This window comes from Burkholderia sp. 22313 (assembly GCF_052045245.1).
Lineage (GTDB): Bacteria > Pseudomonadota > Gammaproteobacteria > Burkholderiales > Burkholderiaceae > Burkholderia.
The window spans coordinates 124375-138356 of sequence record NZ_JBQEON010000014.1 but is presented as its reverse complement, the minus strand read 5'-3'; the positions used below and the strand labels follow the sequence as shown (position 1 = coordinate 138356).

Genomic DNA, 13982 nt, shown 5'->3' with positions numbered 1-13982 from the left:
GTTTGAAAACGAATGGGCTATTCGGGCTGGCCGCGTGCGCGCAGCAGGTCGGACAGGCTGCGCGGCGCGGGCTCGAGCGGCGTGCGGTGCCGGGTCCAGCCCATCTGCTTCGCGGGCGTCAGCGCGCGCAGCCGCGTCGCGGTCCAGCGGAACGCGCGATACGCGCGCGGATGCGCGAACGCGCCCGACCAGAAGCGCCATACGAGGTCTTCCGCGCGGGTGTAGTTCGCGCCCTGGCCGCGCAGCGGATGCGCGACGGGCTCGTCGGGCTTGCGGTTCGCCTCGGTGCGCAGCCGCACCAGCAACTGCGGAATCGGAATCCGGACCGGACACACCTCGCCGCATGCGCCGCACAGCGTCGACGCGGTCGGCAGGTCGGCCGTCGCGTCGAGGCCGAGCAGGTGCGGCGAGATGATCTTGCCGATCGGGCCCGGGTAGGTCGTCCCGTAGGCGTGGCCGCCGATCCGCGTGTAGACGGGGCAGTGGTTCATGCATGCGCCGCAGCGGATGCATTGCAGCGTCGCGCGCAGCTGCTCGTCCGCGTAGGCCTGCGTGCGGCCGTTGTCGAGCAGCACCAGATGCAGCTCGCGCGGGCCGTCGCGTTCGCCGTCGCGGCGCGGGCCCGAGATCAGGTTGAAGTAGGTCGTGATCGCCTGGCCGGTGGCCGAACGTGTGAGCAGGCTCGACAGCGGCACGATGTGCTCGAGTTTCTCGACGACCTTCTCGATTCCCATGATTGCGACGTGCGTGTCGGGCACGGTGGTCGACAGCCGGCCGTTTCCTTCGTTCTCGACGAGCCACAGCGTGCCCGTGTCGGCCGCCGCGAAGTTCACGCCGGACAGGCCGATGTCGGCTTCCGCGAACGCGTGGCGCAGCGCGCGCCGGCCGGTCTGGATCAGCTCGTCGACGTCCTCCGTGTAGCGCGTGCCGGGGATGTGTTCCTCGAACAGTTCGGCGATGTCGCCGCGGGTCTTGTGGATCGCCGGCATCACGATGTGCGACGGCTTCTCGCCCGCGAGCTGCACGATGAATTCGCCCATGTCGGACTCGATGCAGTCGACGCCGTGATCCGCGAGGTAATGGTTCAGCTCGATTTCCTCGCTTGCCATCGACTTGCCCTTGATCACGCGGCGCGCCTTCTTCGTCTGCGCGATGCCGAGCACGATCGCGTTCGCGTCGGCGGCCGTCTCGGCCCAGTGCACGTGCACGCCGGCCGCGGTGAGCTGCGCCTCGAGCCGCTCCAGCAGCGCGGGCAGTTGCGCGAGCGCGTGCTGCCGCACGGCTTCGCCGAGATCGCGCAGCTGCTGCAGCTCGGTATCGTCGGGGAACTGGGTCGCGCGCTTGCCTTGCAGGAAGTCCATCGCGCCGCGAAAGCTCTGGCGCAGCGCGGGGTCGTCGAGCGCGGCGCGCGCGCGGGCCTTGAAGTCGCCGGGGGCGACGAATTGCAGCGGTTGGTCGCTCATCGCGGCAGGTCCTGGCAAGCGGTTGCGGTCGGTTCGTCGATCGGTTCGGTGACGATCACGACCCACAGGTTGCGCGGGCCGTGTGCGCCGTACGCGAGCGTCTGCTGGATGTCGGACGTCTTCGACGGGCCCGACACCAGCACGACGTTGGTCGGCATGCCGGCATGCCAGCGCTCTGCCTGCACGGCCGCGTGAAGGTCCGCATGCAGCGTGCGCGCATGCACGAGCGCGATGTGCAGCGGCGGTACCAGCGACACCGTGCGCGGTGTGCCCGCGTCGGGGGCGAGCACGACGGTGCCGGTCGCCGCGATGCCCGAGCGCGCGACGGTGAAGCCCGCATCGATCGTGTCGAACAGCTCGGCCTTCCACACATCGATCGGCCGGTCGAACGGCACCGGCGCGACCGCGTCGGGCAACGCACGGGCGAGGGCCGCGGATTCGGCGCGGGCCGGGTCGAGCAGCAGGCGCTTCACGCCGGCTTCGGCGAGGCGCGCGGCAAGCTGCGCGGGCCATGCGTCGGCGCTCGCGCACCAGACTTGCGCGTGCGACGCGGCCAGCGCGGCCTGCATCGTCCGGGCGAGCGCGTGCGGATCGGGCGCGCTCGCCGCGCGGCGGGTCATGTAATGCGTGTCGATGCGCACATCGAGCGCGGACACGGCATGCGTGGCGATACCGGGTGCCGCGGCGCGCAGGCGCGCGAGGATCGCGTCGCGCGCGCTCATTGCTTGTCTCCGCGCAGTGACGCGGCGCCGGCCGTGCGGCGCCACAGGAAACTCGCGAGATGCTCGACGGGCAGTGCCGCGCCGGCCTTGGTCGCCGCGTGACCGATGTTCAGCAGGCAGCCGCAGTCCGCCGAGACGAGCCGGTCGCAGCCGGTCGCACAGGCCGACGCGACCTTGTCGCGCACCATCGCGCCGGAGATATCGGGGTGCTTCAGCGAGAACGTGCCGCCGAAGCCGCAGCATTCCGATTCGCGTTCGTGCTCGATGCGCGTGACGCCCGGCAGCGCATCGACGAGCGCGACGCCGTGCATCCGCGTGCCCATCTCGCGGCGGGCCGCGCAGGACGTGTGCAGCGCCACGCGTTCGTCGGCAGCGGGGTTCGCTGCGACGCCGTCGAGCCGCACGTCGAGTACGTGGACGAGGAATTCGGTGAGTTCGTAGGTGCGCTCCGCGATCTCGCGCGCCTTGGGGCCGTGAACGGGATCGTCGGCGAACAGGGCCGGCCAATGGTGCCGGATCATGCCCGCGCACGAGCCGGACGGCACGATCACGGGCCATGCTTGCGCGAACAGGTCGAGCTGCGCAGCCGCGACGCGGCGCGCTTCGTCGGGATTGCCGCTGCTGTAGGCCGGCTGCCCGCAGCAGCTCTGGCCGCGCGGATAGTGGACGGTCAGGCCTTCGCGCTCCAGCAGGCGGACCGCGTCGAGCCCGGCTTCGGGGACGAACAGGTCGACCAGGCAGGTCGCGAACAGATACACGTGCGCGGGGGCGGCGGCGGGGTAGTGCCTTTCGTTCATGTCTCGCTCCAGGGGCGACGGCCCGGCATGCGAATGCGGGACGACGGTTTCGCTGCATAATTCCCGCGATGGCGCCGCAGCTCAAATTGGTTGGGCCAATCGGCGCGGCGGGCATTCGGAGGGGACACGACGATGGCGGCGATGACGGCACGGGGCCGGACCGAAGTGGTGATGCGCAAGATCGAGACGGCGCTGCTCGACGGCACCTGGCCGGCCGGCGCGCGGCTGCCGGCCGAGCGCGTGCTCGCGCAGCAGTACGGCGTCGCGCGCAACACGGTGCGCGAGGCGACCCAGCGGCTCGTCGCGCGCGGGTTGCTGCAGAGCCGGCGCGGCGCGGGCGTGTACGTGACCGACCAGTTGCGCGCGGGCATCGCGTCGCCGTGGGGCCAGCTGGTCGCCGACCACCCGGCGCTGCGCGACGACATTCTCGAATTCCGCCGCGTGCTCGAAGGCGCGACCGCGTATTTCGCCGCGCTGCGCGCCGACGCGAACGACCGGCGCCGGATCCGCGCGCTGCTGCGCGAACTCGAAACCGCGCATGCGAACGACGATGCGGCCATCGAGGCGTCGACCGACGCGAAGCTGCACGAGGCGATCGCGCTCGCGTCGCACAACACGATGTTCCTGCACCTGCATACGAGCGTGATCGGGATGCTGCGCGAGCACATTTCGATCAACGTCACGGGGATGACGACGCACGACGAGCGGGCGTCCGAGCTGCTGTTGCTGCAGCACCGGGTGGTCTGCGACGCGATCTGCGGGCACCGGCCCGAAGAAGCGCGCACGGCGATGCAGACCCATATCGACTACGTGCGCAGCCACTTCGAGCAAAGCGGCGACGCGCCGTGAGATTGGTTGGACCATGCGCGCCGGCGGCCCGCCTGGCGGCCGGTCGCGCGTGGCGGCCCGCCGTTCGGGGCGGCTGCCGCATGCGCGGGCCGCGCGATTGACCGGTTCGTCGGGCGCCCACTAGAATCGGCCGGAACCGCTCGTCAGCCGCGCGCCGCGGCAATTGTCGACCCATTGATCCGCCTGTCGAGGAAGCTTCCGTGCTCACGTCTTTGATCCGGCGCACGCCGGTCGCGCTGTCGTGGCGCGCCGCGTGCCGCCCGGCCCGCGCGCTCGCCGTAGGCATGCTGCTGTCGCTGGTCGCCGCGTGCGCGACGCACCCGCCCGCCACCACGCTCGATCGTCCCGTCTCGCACGCGTTGCCGGCCTCGGCCGCGACGCCGCTGCGCGACGCGCTGGTCGGACCGGAAGCCGCGCATCCGGGCCAGTCGGGCTTCCGGCTGCTGCCCGACGGCGCGACCGCGCTGCAGATGCGCATCGCGCTCGCGCGCGCGGCGACCAAGACGCTCGACATGCAGTACTACATCGCGACCGAGGACACGACCGGCAAGCTGCTGCTGGGTGCCGCGCTGTACGCGGCCGATCGCGGCGTGCGCGTGCGGATGCTGGTCGACGACCTGAACTTCCGCGATATCGATCGCGTCATGGCCGCGCTGAATACGCACCCGAACATCGAGATTCGCGTGTTCAACCCGTTCGGCGCGTCGCAGCAAGGGATGGTCGAGCGCACGGCCAATTTCTTCACGCGCATCGACAGCTTCACGCGCCGGATGCACAACAAGGCGATGATCACGGACAACCAGCTCGCGATCGTCGGCGGCCGCAATCTCGGCGACGAATATTTCAGCGCGAGCCCGACGCTTCAGTTCCGCGATCTCGACGTGCTCGCGGCCGGCCCCGTGACGAACGACATCTCGAAGAGCTTCGACGACTACTGGGCGAGCGCGAGCAGCTATCCGTTGCGCGTGCTGAATCATCAGAAGTTCGATCCGAAGGATCTCGACGCGATGCGCGACGAGTTGCGCGAGCACTGGCGCAAGAACGCCGACCCGTACAACGCGAAGCCGCTGAACGCGACACCGCTCGCGCAGCAGATCGCGCGCGACGAGCTCGGGCTCGTGTGGGCGCCGGCCGAATTCCAGGTCGACGCGCCGGACAAGGTCGCGCGGCCGACCGATGCGTACGTGAGCCCGCCGATGCAGCGTCTCGTCGAGCTGACGCGCGGCGCGCAGCAGGAATTCCTCGCGTTTTCGCCGTATTTCGTGCCGCACGACGCGGGCGTGAAGATCCTCGGCGACACGACCGCGCGCGGCGTGCGCGTCGCGATCCTGACCAACTCGCTCGCCGCGACCGATGCGGTTGCGGTGCAGGCCGGCTACGCGCCGTACCGCGTGCCGTTGCTGCGGCACGGCGTCGAGCTGTACGAATTCAAGGCGCAGCCCGATCAGGCGCCGCCGCGGCTGTTTGGCTCGCGCTCGCGTGCGAGCCTGCATGCGAAGGCCTACGTCATCGACCGGCGCATCCTCGTGATCGGTTCCCTCAACCTCGACCCGCGCTCGGCGCACCTCAATACCGAGCTGGCGCTCGTGATCCACAGCCCGGTGCTCGCGCAGCAGGCCGCGGCAATCTTCGCGCGCGCGACGCAGCCTGACGAAAGCTATCGCGTCACGCTCGCGAAGCAGCAGGACGGCGGTTCGCCCGCACTCGAATGGACCGGTGTCGACGGCGGTCAGCCGACCACCTATCACGTCGATCCGCATGCGGGCCTGCTGCGCAACGTGATGACTGGCCTCTTCATGCTGCTGCCGGTCGACGATCAGTTGTAAGGGCCCGAACGGCTCGGGCCAAACCCGCGATACCGGTGCGCGGGGAAAGGTGATATGGTTGTGTGCGCAACTATATGCGTATCGTGAAGGGTGCCGCCGGGCGGCTCGCGCATGGCGGGCCGGCGCGGTGCCGAACGATGCGCCGCACGCGCCATTGCACGCCATGCACGCCATGCATGCGTGCGGCGCCAGGAGACGAAGGACGATGCGCGCAGCCGCCCGCGGCCACCGTGCCCGCCCGCAACCGGAGTGCCTCATGCAACGTGTACCGAACCAGCCGTTCACGCGTCCCGCCCGTTTCTCCGAAGCCGAATGGCAGGCGCGCGTGCAGCTCGCGGCCGCCTACCGGATCTTCGATCATCTCGGCTGGACCGAGCTGATCTACAACCATATCTCGCTGCGCGTGCCGGGCGAGGACGGTCATTTCCTGATCAACCCGTTCGGGCTCCATTACCGCGAAGTCTGCGCGTCGAACCTCGTGAAGATCGACATCGACGGCAACGTGATCGGCCATTCCGACTGGCCGATCAACCCGGCGGGCTTCACGTTTCACAGCGCGATCCATGCGGCGCTGCCCGACGCGCACTGCGTGATGCATGTGCACACGACGCCCACGATGGCCGTGTGCTGCTCGCGCGACGGGCTGTCGTTCTCGAACTTCTATTCGGCGCAGCTGTACGGGAAGATCGCGTATCACGATTTCGAGGGCATCACCGTGCATCTCGAGGAAGGGCGGCGCATCGTCGCGAGCGCCGGCGGGCGGCCCGTGCTGCTGCTGCGCAACCACGGGCCCGTGACGATCGGCGCGACGCTCGCGCAGACTTTCTCGCTGATGTGGCTGCTCAATCGCGCGTGCGAGGTGCAGGTCGCGACGCACGCGATCGGCGACGCGCTGGCGATTGCGCCGTCCGTGCTCGAGGGCTGCGTGCGGGATTCACTGAATTTCGATCCGAAGCACGGCGCGGGGCAGGATGCGTTCGATGCGTTGCAGCGCATCGTCGATCGCATCGACCCCGGCTATCGCGCGTGAGGCGCGATCGTCCGCGCGCCGGCGATCGGAGATCCGTCGGCGAAAATCGATTCGCGATGCTCGGTAATTCGCGGTGGTGCTTGCGAATGACGGTGTGGGCATGCCGTGCGGATGCGGCGCGGGCAAAAAAAACGCGGCCGGATGGCCGCGCGAATACTCGCAGACTCCTTCGGACGAAGGAAACAAGCAACTGTGAGACGAAGTGTAGCGAAAGGCCAGGCGCGGATTCAGGGCTTCCGCTGCAAAGGTCTCTTCCAGGTTCAGGCAGGCTGCCGGATCGGCGGCGATCGACTACCATCATGTAACGCCCCCGGCCGGGTGGCATACCACGTCGTACAAGGAGGATTCATGGTGAAGCCGCGTTTGCTCCAGGTGGCGTTGCTCGCGGGCGTGCTGGCCGCCGGCAGTGCCGCCGCCGAGACGGTGCGCCTGTCCGCCAACCTGCAGCCGTCGAGCGAGGTGCCGCCCACCGCGACGAAGGGCTCCGGCGCCGTCGACGCCACCTACGACACGGCCACGCACAAGCTGCAGTGGACGGTGACTTACGAACACCTCACGGGGCCGGCGACCGCCGCGCACTTCCACGGGCCGGCACCGGTCGGCCAGAACGCCGGCGTGCAGGTGCCGATCGCGAAGGACGCGCTCGCGAGCCCGATCAAGGGCTCGAAGGAGCTGACCGACGCGCAGGTGACCGACCTGATGGGCGGCAAGTGGTATTTCAACGTGCACACGAAGGAGCATCCGTCCGGCGAGATCCGCGGCCAGGTGATGCCGGCGAACTGAAGCCGGTGAACCAGGCGCGCCGGCGGAACGCGCGCCGGCGTTTGACCTGAATGCGTGTGAAACCCGGTCCTTCAGGGCAAGGGGGAGGATAGCGCGGCCGCCAATGCGGCGTTCTTTGCCGTTCGATGTATGGGCGGACGAGGCCTGACATCCCGTACGTGTGGCAGCGGTACATGCCGATGGTGCCGGTGTCGCGCGCCGCACTCGACCGGGCGGCCGCGTTCCTGCGCCGCGTCGCGGTCGAACGGGCGGTTCAGCGCGCGGGCGAGCCGTCGATCGCCTGATACGCGGCCTTCACGGCCACCGAGCCGTACTTGCGCTCGAGCCGGCGCACGGTGAAGTGGCCGTGCGCCATCTGCTGGAAGTGGTCGATGAACAGCGTGTTGACGGTCGCGCCGAGCACCGCGCCGATCGCCGGGATCGACTTCGCGGCCATCTGCTCGGTGACCTGCACCGAAAAGCGCGATGCGACCGTCTGCACGAGCTTGAACACCGCCGCCGAGCTGTGCGCGGCGATCCCTTTGGTCGTGATGTCCGACGACGCCTTCGAAATCGCCTGCGCGAGCGCGCCGCGCAGCACGAAATAGCCGAGATCGGCCTCCTCGTCGTGCTTGTCCGGATGACCGCCCATGCCGAGCACGGCCAGGCACTGCAACTGCGTATCCACCGAACTCAGGTCCTCGCCCTCGCTGCGCGCGATGTCGCACACCGAGCGGAAGATCAGCGTGGTCGTCACCGGCAGCTCGACCGGCAGCGCGAGGAAGCCGAACGCGCCGCCCGCCGCGCCGGTCGTCGCGACCGCGAGCTTGTGCAGCAGGTTGCTCGGCTTGTCCGGCTCGGCATCGGGTGCCTGCGGCTTGCCGAGCGTGCGCAGCGCGATGTTCAGGCACTTGCGCAGCGCGAGTTGCGTCGCGTCGTTGATCTTGCCCGTCGCGAAGTCCGGCAGCCGCGCGATCATCTTCTCGACCGGCGCACCCAGCACGCCCGTCAGCTTCATCGTCAGCGACGGGCTTTCCAGCACCTGCTTCGCGCGCCGCAATGCGTCCTGGTCTTCCGGCGACAGTGTCGCGGCAGGCATGATTGAAATCGGTTCCATCTTTCTCCTTGCGGGCCGGGAACCGGCCCTGAACCCTCGCCAGCCTAGATTACTCCGGCGTGCTAGAATTTTGAGATTGTTTGACTCGTCAAAAGTTGCATCAGCAAAAAATGGCCGTCCATACTGCCGCCCACCATTCGAGTGGGCAAGTCCTGCCGTTCCGAGAATCGCTGCTGGCGATGATCGGGATCTCGTTCGTCACCATGCTCGTCGCGCTCGACCAGACGGTCGTCGGCACCGCGTTGCCGACCATCGTCGCCGAGTTGCGGGGCTTCGACCTGTACGCGTGGGTCGCGACCTCGTACCTGCTCAGTTCCGTGATTACGGTGCCGATCTTCGGCCGCCTCGGCGACTACTACGGCCGCAAGCCGTTCGTCATCGCGTCGATCGTCGTGTTTACCGCCGCGTCGGTGCTGTGCGGGATGGCGAACGACATGCTGTCGCTGGTGCTCGCACGCGGCCTGCAGGGGATCGGCGGCGGGATGCTGGTCGGCACCGCCTTCGCGTGCATTCCCGACCTGTTCCCCGATTCCGTCGTGCGGCTGCGCTGGCAGGTGCTGATGAGCTCCGCGTTCGGTATCGCGAACGCGGTCGGGCCGTCGCTCGGCGGTTTCCTGACCCAGTCGTTCGGCTGGCGCTCGGTGTTCTACGTGAACCTGCCGGTCGGCCTGCTGTCGCTGTTCTTCGTGTGGCGCTACCTGCCGCACCTGCGGCAAGTCGCACACGAGCGCAAGATGCGGCTCGACTGGCCCGGCGCGCTCCTGATCGCGCTGTCGCTCGGCGCGCTGCAGCTGTTCGTCGAATGGCTGCCGAAGTATGGTGTGCTGAGCTGGGCGTCGCTGCTGCTGGTCGTCGCGGTGGGCGCCGGCGTCGGCTTGTGGCATTGGGAAAAGCGCTGCGCGCAGCCGATTCTGCCGTTCGACATGTTCGGCAACCGCGCGCTGTCGGCGCTGTTCGTGCTCGCGATCCTTGCCGGCTTCTCGATGTTCTCGCTGCTGTTCTACGCGCCGCTGCTGTTCCAGGGCGGCTTCGGGATGTCGCCGAAGGAGGCGGGGCTCGTGATCACGCCGCTCGTCGTGTTCATCACGATCGGCAGCATCATGAACGGCCGCGTCGTCACGCGCATCCGCAATCCGAACGCGATGCTGCACGTCGGCTTCGTGCTGTTCGCGATCGCGTGCGCGGGCATCGTCGTGGCGACGCACACCACGCCGACCTGGGTGCTGATGGCGCTGATGGTCGCGGGCGGCATCGGCCTCGGCTTCGTGCTGCCGAACCTTACCGTGTTCGCGCAGCAGACGGCCGGCCGCGAGCATCTCGGCATCGCGACCGCGCTGCTGCAGTCGCTGCGGATGGTGGGCGGCATGATCGGCACCGCGCTGACGGGCACGCTCGTCAACCAGCTGTATTCGAGCGGCGTGCGCGATGCGCTGTCGGGCGACCACGCACTGCAGTGGCATGCGCAGCTCGCCGATCCGCAGATCCTGATCGATCGCGCCGCGCAAGGCGGTCTCGTCGCGGAGCTGACCCGCGCCGGGCATAATGGCGCGCTGCTGCTGGAAGCGGCCCGCGAATCGCTGGTCGGCGCGATTCACCTGGGCGTCGCGATGGCGGCCTTCGTCGCCGTGGTGTCGGTGTGGCAGTGCCGCCGGGTGCCGCCGATCGCGCTGCGGCGCAAGATCGAACCGCATGTCGCGGCCGATTGACCGATTCAACGAACAGAACTGAGCGCATGGAAGAACAGGACCGCGTCGCGATCTTGCAGCAATTCGGACGCACGTATCGCGCATTCATGACCGCGTTCGAAACGCACGTCGGGCAGCCGATGCCGCGCTGGCGCATCATGGTCGCGCTGCACACGCTGGGCGGGCATGCTTCGCAGAAGAAGCTCGTCGAAGTGCTGCGCATCGATCCGGGCGCGCTCACGCGCCAGTTGAAGTCGCTCGATGCGCTCGGCTGGATCGAGCGCGCGTCCGATGCCCGCGACAATCGCGTGACCAACGTCACGCTGACCGCCGACGGCCGCGTCGCGTTCGACGCATGCCTGCCGCGCCGCACGGCGTTCCTCGACCGGACGGTGGCGCAGCTGCCGGACGACGTGCTGAATGCGCTGTCGGGTGCGCTGGCGATGCTGGAGTCGCGGATCGCGGATGCCGGCTCGACGCCGGCATCGCACTGAAGGTGAAGGGCAGGGCACGCGGCACGACGGGGGGAGGCGCCCGTCGGCCGTTCTCGCGACCGGGGCGATCGACGGGTTGCGCGAGGATGGCTCCAACCCGCCGCCGGCCGGCGCTTCACTTCAACTCATTTCACTTCGACGGGGTTCACAGCTCGATGCGCGTACCGAGCAGTGCGAGGAACTGCGCGAGCCATGCCGGATGCGCGGGCCACGCGGGTGCGGTGACGAACGGCGCGTCGGTCACGGCTGCGTCGACCGGAATGTCCGCGTATTCGCCGCCCGCGAGCTTCACTTCGGGCGCGCAGGCCGGGTAGGCCGAGATGCGCTTGCCGCGGATCACGTCGGCGGCCGCGAGCAGTTGCGCCGCGTGGCAGATCGCGGCGATCGGCTTGCCGGCTTCCGAGAACGCGCGCACCAGTGCGATCACCTTCGCATCGAGACGCAGGTATTCGGGCGCGCGGCCGCCCGCGATCGCGAGCGCGTCGTAGCCCGACGCATCGACGTCGTCGAATGTCGCGTTCAGCGTGAAGTTGTGGCCGGGCTTTTCGGTGTAGGTCTGGTCGCCCTCGAAATCGTGGATCGCGGTCTTGACCTTGTCGCCCGCGCGCTTGCCCGGGCAGACTGCATCGACGTGATGGCCGACGGCCTGCAGCGCCTGGAACGGCACCATCGTTTCGTAGTCTTCGGCGAAATCGCCGGTCAGGAACAGGATCTTCTTCGCGGCCATGGCGCTCTCCATTGAACAGCGTTGAGGGTCCGTTCGCGCCGGGCGCGGCAGACGGGCGCGACGGCGACGAAACGGCCCCGAGGACGAAAGCGCAGTGTACTCCGGCAGATTGAAGCGCGCGTGACGGCCGCCCCGCGCGGCGGCGGGGCGGCCGGGTGGTGCGTGGGGCGCGTCAGAAGAACGTTTCGACGACTTCCGTCACGCGGAACTGCGGATCGAGGACGAGCAACTGGCGCCACTTGTCGAACGTCAGGCACGGGTGCGAGATGTCGAACGCGACCATGTCGCCGACCTTCACGTCCGCGCCCGGCGGGATCTGCAGGTACGCGTGCTGGTCCATCATCCCGGTGACGGCCCAGCCTTCGCTCGCGGCCACGTCGCGCGGCGCGCTGTCGCGGCCCGGGCGGAAGTGGCGCGCCGGCTCCGGCAGGCCCGCGTCGAATGCCGCATCGCGCTTGCCGAGCGCGATGATCGCGCGGTCGGCTTCCGGTACCGATTGCACGTACGCCCAGAGCTGCAGCGCCGGCAGCAGCCCTTCTCCCATCTTGCGGGCGATCGGGTTGCGCGCGAACACGTCGGTCTGCGCCTTCTTGTAGATGCCGACGTCGTGCGTCAGGTAGCAACCCGGACGCAGCACGACTTCCGCGAATCCGGCGTCGGATGCCTTCGCGAATTCCTCCGCGACCACGTCGTACCATGCCGAACCGGCGCCCGACAGGATCGCCGGCGTGCGTGCGAAGCGGCCGGCTTCGGCCAGCTCGCGCGTGAGCGCGACCGCGGCCTGCAGGAATGCGCGGATCTCGCCTTCCTCCTTCAGCACGCCTTCGTAGAGCTCGATGCCGGCCAGCTTCAGCGTGTCCGGATAGCGCGCGATCGCGTCGAGCACGGCCTGGCGCTGCGCGGCATCGCGCACGCCTGCGCGGCCGCCGGGCACGCCGAGTTCGATCAGCACGTTCAGCGTCTTCTTCGCGTCGCCGAAGAAGCGGCCGAGCTGGTCGACGCTGTCGGCCGAATCGACAAGGCAGAAGAATTCGAAGTCGGGATCGGACAGCAGCTCCGCGATGATCGTCATGTTCTGGCGACCGACCAGCTGGTTCGCGAGCAGCACGCGGCGCACGCCGCCGTGATACGCGGCCTGCGTCTGGTGCGCGGTCGCGAGCGTGATGCCCCACGCGCCGGCGGCGAGCTGGCGGCGGAACAGTTGCGGCGCCATCGTCGTCTTGCCGTGCGGCGCGAACTGCACGCCGTATTGCTGGACGAACGCCTGCATCCAGTTCAGATTGTGTTCGATGCGATCGGCGTACAGCACGGCGGCCGGCAGGCTGACGTCTTCCGCGAGCAGGCTCCACTCGAGGCGGCCCGCGTCGTCGAGCGGCACGCTGGCGCTCGGCAGGTTGCCGAGGCCCTTGCCCAACGGATTGATTGTCGGTTCCTGATAGTTTGTAACTTTCATGTCATCCCGCTCCATCATCACTATGCATTGCACTGAAGTTGACATGCAGATGGTACAGAAAGTAGCATCTGCGCGGTAATGTTATTTAGTAACATGAGGCGCCACACCCTTTTCAGCAGATGAATACGCCCGCCACCCCGTCCGCTCCGTTCGCAGTCGAGCAATCGGTTCCGGCCGCCCAGCCGGTCCTCGACATCGTCGCGCGAATCGCCGAATGCGCGCCCGAGCTGCGCGAAGCCGAACGCAAGGTCGCCGCGTTCATCCTCGCCGATCTCGCGCGCGCCGCGCATGCGAGCATCGGCGCGCTGGCCCGCGACGCGGAAGTCAGCGTCGCGACGGTCACGCGGTTCGCGAAGGCCGTCGGCTGTCGCGACGTGCGCGAACTGAAGGTGCTCGTCGCGCAGGCGGCCGCCGTCGGCCAGCGCTTTCTCGTGCCGTCCGACGAGCATGCCGAGGAAGACACGAGCCCGGCGTCGGTCGTCTACGACGAGATCCGCGTGGCGCTCGCGCACAACCACCAGCTGCTGCGCAACACGTCGTTCGACGCGGCGGCCGACCTGCTCGCCGGCGCGAAGATGATCTACGTGTACGGGCAGGGCGGCGGCTCGACCGCGCTCGCCGACGAACTGCGCTTCCGGCTCGTGCGCTTCGGCCGGCCGGTCGCGAGCTACCAGGACAGCCTGCTGCAGCGGATGGTGTCGGCGACGCTGTCGCGCGACGCCGTGGTCGTCGCGCTGTCGGTGAGCGGGCGCGTGCCCGAGCTGCTCGAGAGCTGCCGCCTCGCGAAGCGCTACGGCGCGAAGCTGATCGCGATCACCGCGCCGGCGTCGCCGCTCGCGAAGCTCGCGGACCACCTGATCCCGGTCGTCGCGTTCGAAACCGATTTCATTTACAAGCCTTCGACATCGCGCTACGCGATGATGATGGCGATCGACGTGCTCGTCACCGGAGTCGCGCTGCGGCTCGGCGATGCGGGCCGAGAATCGCTGCGCCGCATCAAGCATGCGCTCGATGCGCACCGCGGCGGCGGAGACCGTCAACCGGTAGGAGACTGACC

At 68.8% G+C, this 13982-nt stretch carries 13 protein-coding genes; 7 read left to right on the top strand and 6 right to left on the bottom strand.

The window, feature by feature from the left end; all coding sequences use genetic code 11:
• Nucleotides 1-17: 17 nt before the first annotated feature.
• The 3 genes from ACTJKF_RS14235 to ACTJKF_RS14225 are packed head-to-tail and all read right to left on the bottom strand — an operon-like array spanning nt 18 to nt 2982.
• Nucleotides 18-1463 carry a LutB/LldF family L-lactate oxidation iron-sulfur protein gene (locus ACTJKF_RS14235; RefSeq protein ID WP_440624158.1) on the bottom strand — a complete coding sequence of 482 codons (1446 nt, stop codon included), beginning with the start codon at nt 1461-1463 and terminating at the stop codon, nt 18-20.
• Nucleotides 1460-2185, bottom strand: coding sequence for a LutC/YkgG family protein (locus ACTJKF_RS14230; RefSeq protein ID WP_440624157.1), 726 nt, complete (start codon nt 2183-2185; stop codon nt 1460-1462). The genes ACTJKF_RS14235 and ACTJKF_RS14230 overlap by 4 nt, the downstream gene beginning before the upstream one ends.
• Nucleotides 2182-2982 carry a (Fe-S)-binding protein gene (locus ACTJKF_RS14225; RefSeq protein ID WP_440624156.1) on the bottom strand — a complete coding sequence of 267 codons (801 nt, stop codon included), beginning with the start codon at nt 2980-2982 and terminating at the stop codon, nt 2182-2184. The genes ACTJKF_RS14230 and ACTJKF_RS14225 overlap by 4 nt, the downstream gene beginning before the upstream one ends.
• A gap of 132 nt (nt 2983-3114) precedes the next feature.
• Here ACTJKF_RS14225 and ACTJKF_RS14220 point away from each other — a divergent pair, with 132 nt between their 5' ends.
• The 4 genes from ACTJKF_RS14220 to ACTJKF_RS14205 all read left to right on the top strand — a co-directional run bounded on the left by ACTJKF_RS14220 (nt 3115) and on the right by ACTJKF_RS14205 (nt 7470).
• Nucleotides 3115-3831, top strand: coding sequence for a FadR/GntR family transcriptional regulator (locus ACTJKF_RS14220; protein ID WP_440624155.1), 717 nt, complete (start codon nt 3115-3117; stop codon nt 3829-3831).
• A gap of 200 nt (nt 3832-4031) precedes the next feature.
• The gene (locus tag ACTJKF_RS14215; protein ID WP_440624154.1) at nt 4032-5657 is read left to right on the top strand and encodes a phospholipase D family protein; all 1626 of its coding nucleotides are present in this window, start codon (nt 4032-4034) and stop codon (nt 5655-5657) included.
• Nucleotides 5658-5913: 256 nt separating this feature from the next.
• Nucleotides 5914-6687, top strand: a complete 774-nt coding sequence (locus ACTJKF_RS14210; protein WP_440624153.1) for a class II aldolase/adducin family protein — start codon at nt 5914-5916, stop codon at nt 6685-6687.
• 348 nt (nt 6688-7035) lie between these two features.
• Nucleotides 7036-7470 (top strand): CHRD domain-containing protein, encoded by a 435-nt coding sequence (locus ACTJKF_RS14205; protein WP_440624152.1) that lies wholly within the window; start codon nt 7036-7038, stop codon nt 7468-7470.
• A gap of 253 nt (nt 7471-7723) precedes the next feature.
• Here the strand turns inward: ACTJKF_RS14205 and ACTJKF_RS14200 are convergent, their stop codons facing one another.
• Nucleotides 7724-8566, bottom strand: a complete 843-nt coding sequence (locus tag ACTJKF_RS14200; protein ID WP_440624151.1) for an EcsC family protein — start codon at nt 8564-8566, stop codon at nt 7724-7726.
• A 110-nt stretch (nt 8567-8676) separates the two neighbouring features.
• On the opposite strand from ACTJKF_RS14200, the gene ACTJKF_RS14195 reads away from it, so the two are divergent.
• Complete coding sequence (locus ACTJKF_RS14195; protein ID WP_440624150.1) at nt 8677-10272, top strand: MDR family MFS transporter; 1596 nt, start codon at nt 8677-8679, stop codon at nt 10270-10272.
• A gap of 26 nt (nt 10273-10298) precedes the next feature.
• Entirely contained in the window at nt 10299-10745 is a 447-nt protein-coding gene (locus ACTJKF_RS14190; RefSeq protein ID WP_440624149.1) for a MarR family winged helix-turn-helix transcriptional regulator, read from the top strand.
• 145 nt (nt 10746-10890) lie between these two features.
• Here the strand turns inward: ACTJKF_RS14190 and ACTJKF_RS14185 are convergent, their stop codons facing one another.
• Nucleotides 10891-11472, bottom strand: coding sequence for a DJ-1/PfpI family protein (locus ACTJKF_RS14185; protein ID WP_440624148.1), 582 nt, complete (start codon nt 11470-11472; stop codon nt 10891-10893).
• A 172-nt stretch (nt 11473-11644) separates the two neighbouring features.
• A complete protein-coding gene (locus ACTJKF_RS14180) occupies nt 11645-12925 on the bottom strand; it encodes an amino acid deaminase (RefSeq protein WP_440624147.1) in 1281 nt (426 codons plus the stop codon).
• Between the two features lie 119 nt (nt 12926-13044).
• On the opposite strand from ACTJKF_RS14180, the gene ACTJKF_RS14175 reads away from it, so the two are divergent.
• Entirely contained in the window at nt 13045-13980 is a 936-nt protein-coding gene (locus tag ACTJKF_RS14175) for a MurR/RpiR family transcriptional regulator (protein ID WP_440624146.1), read from the top strand.
• The last annotated feature ends 2 nt before the right edge of the window (nt 13981-13982 follow it).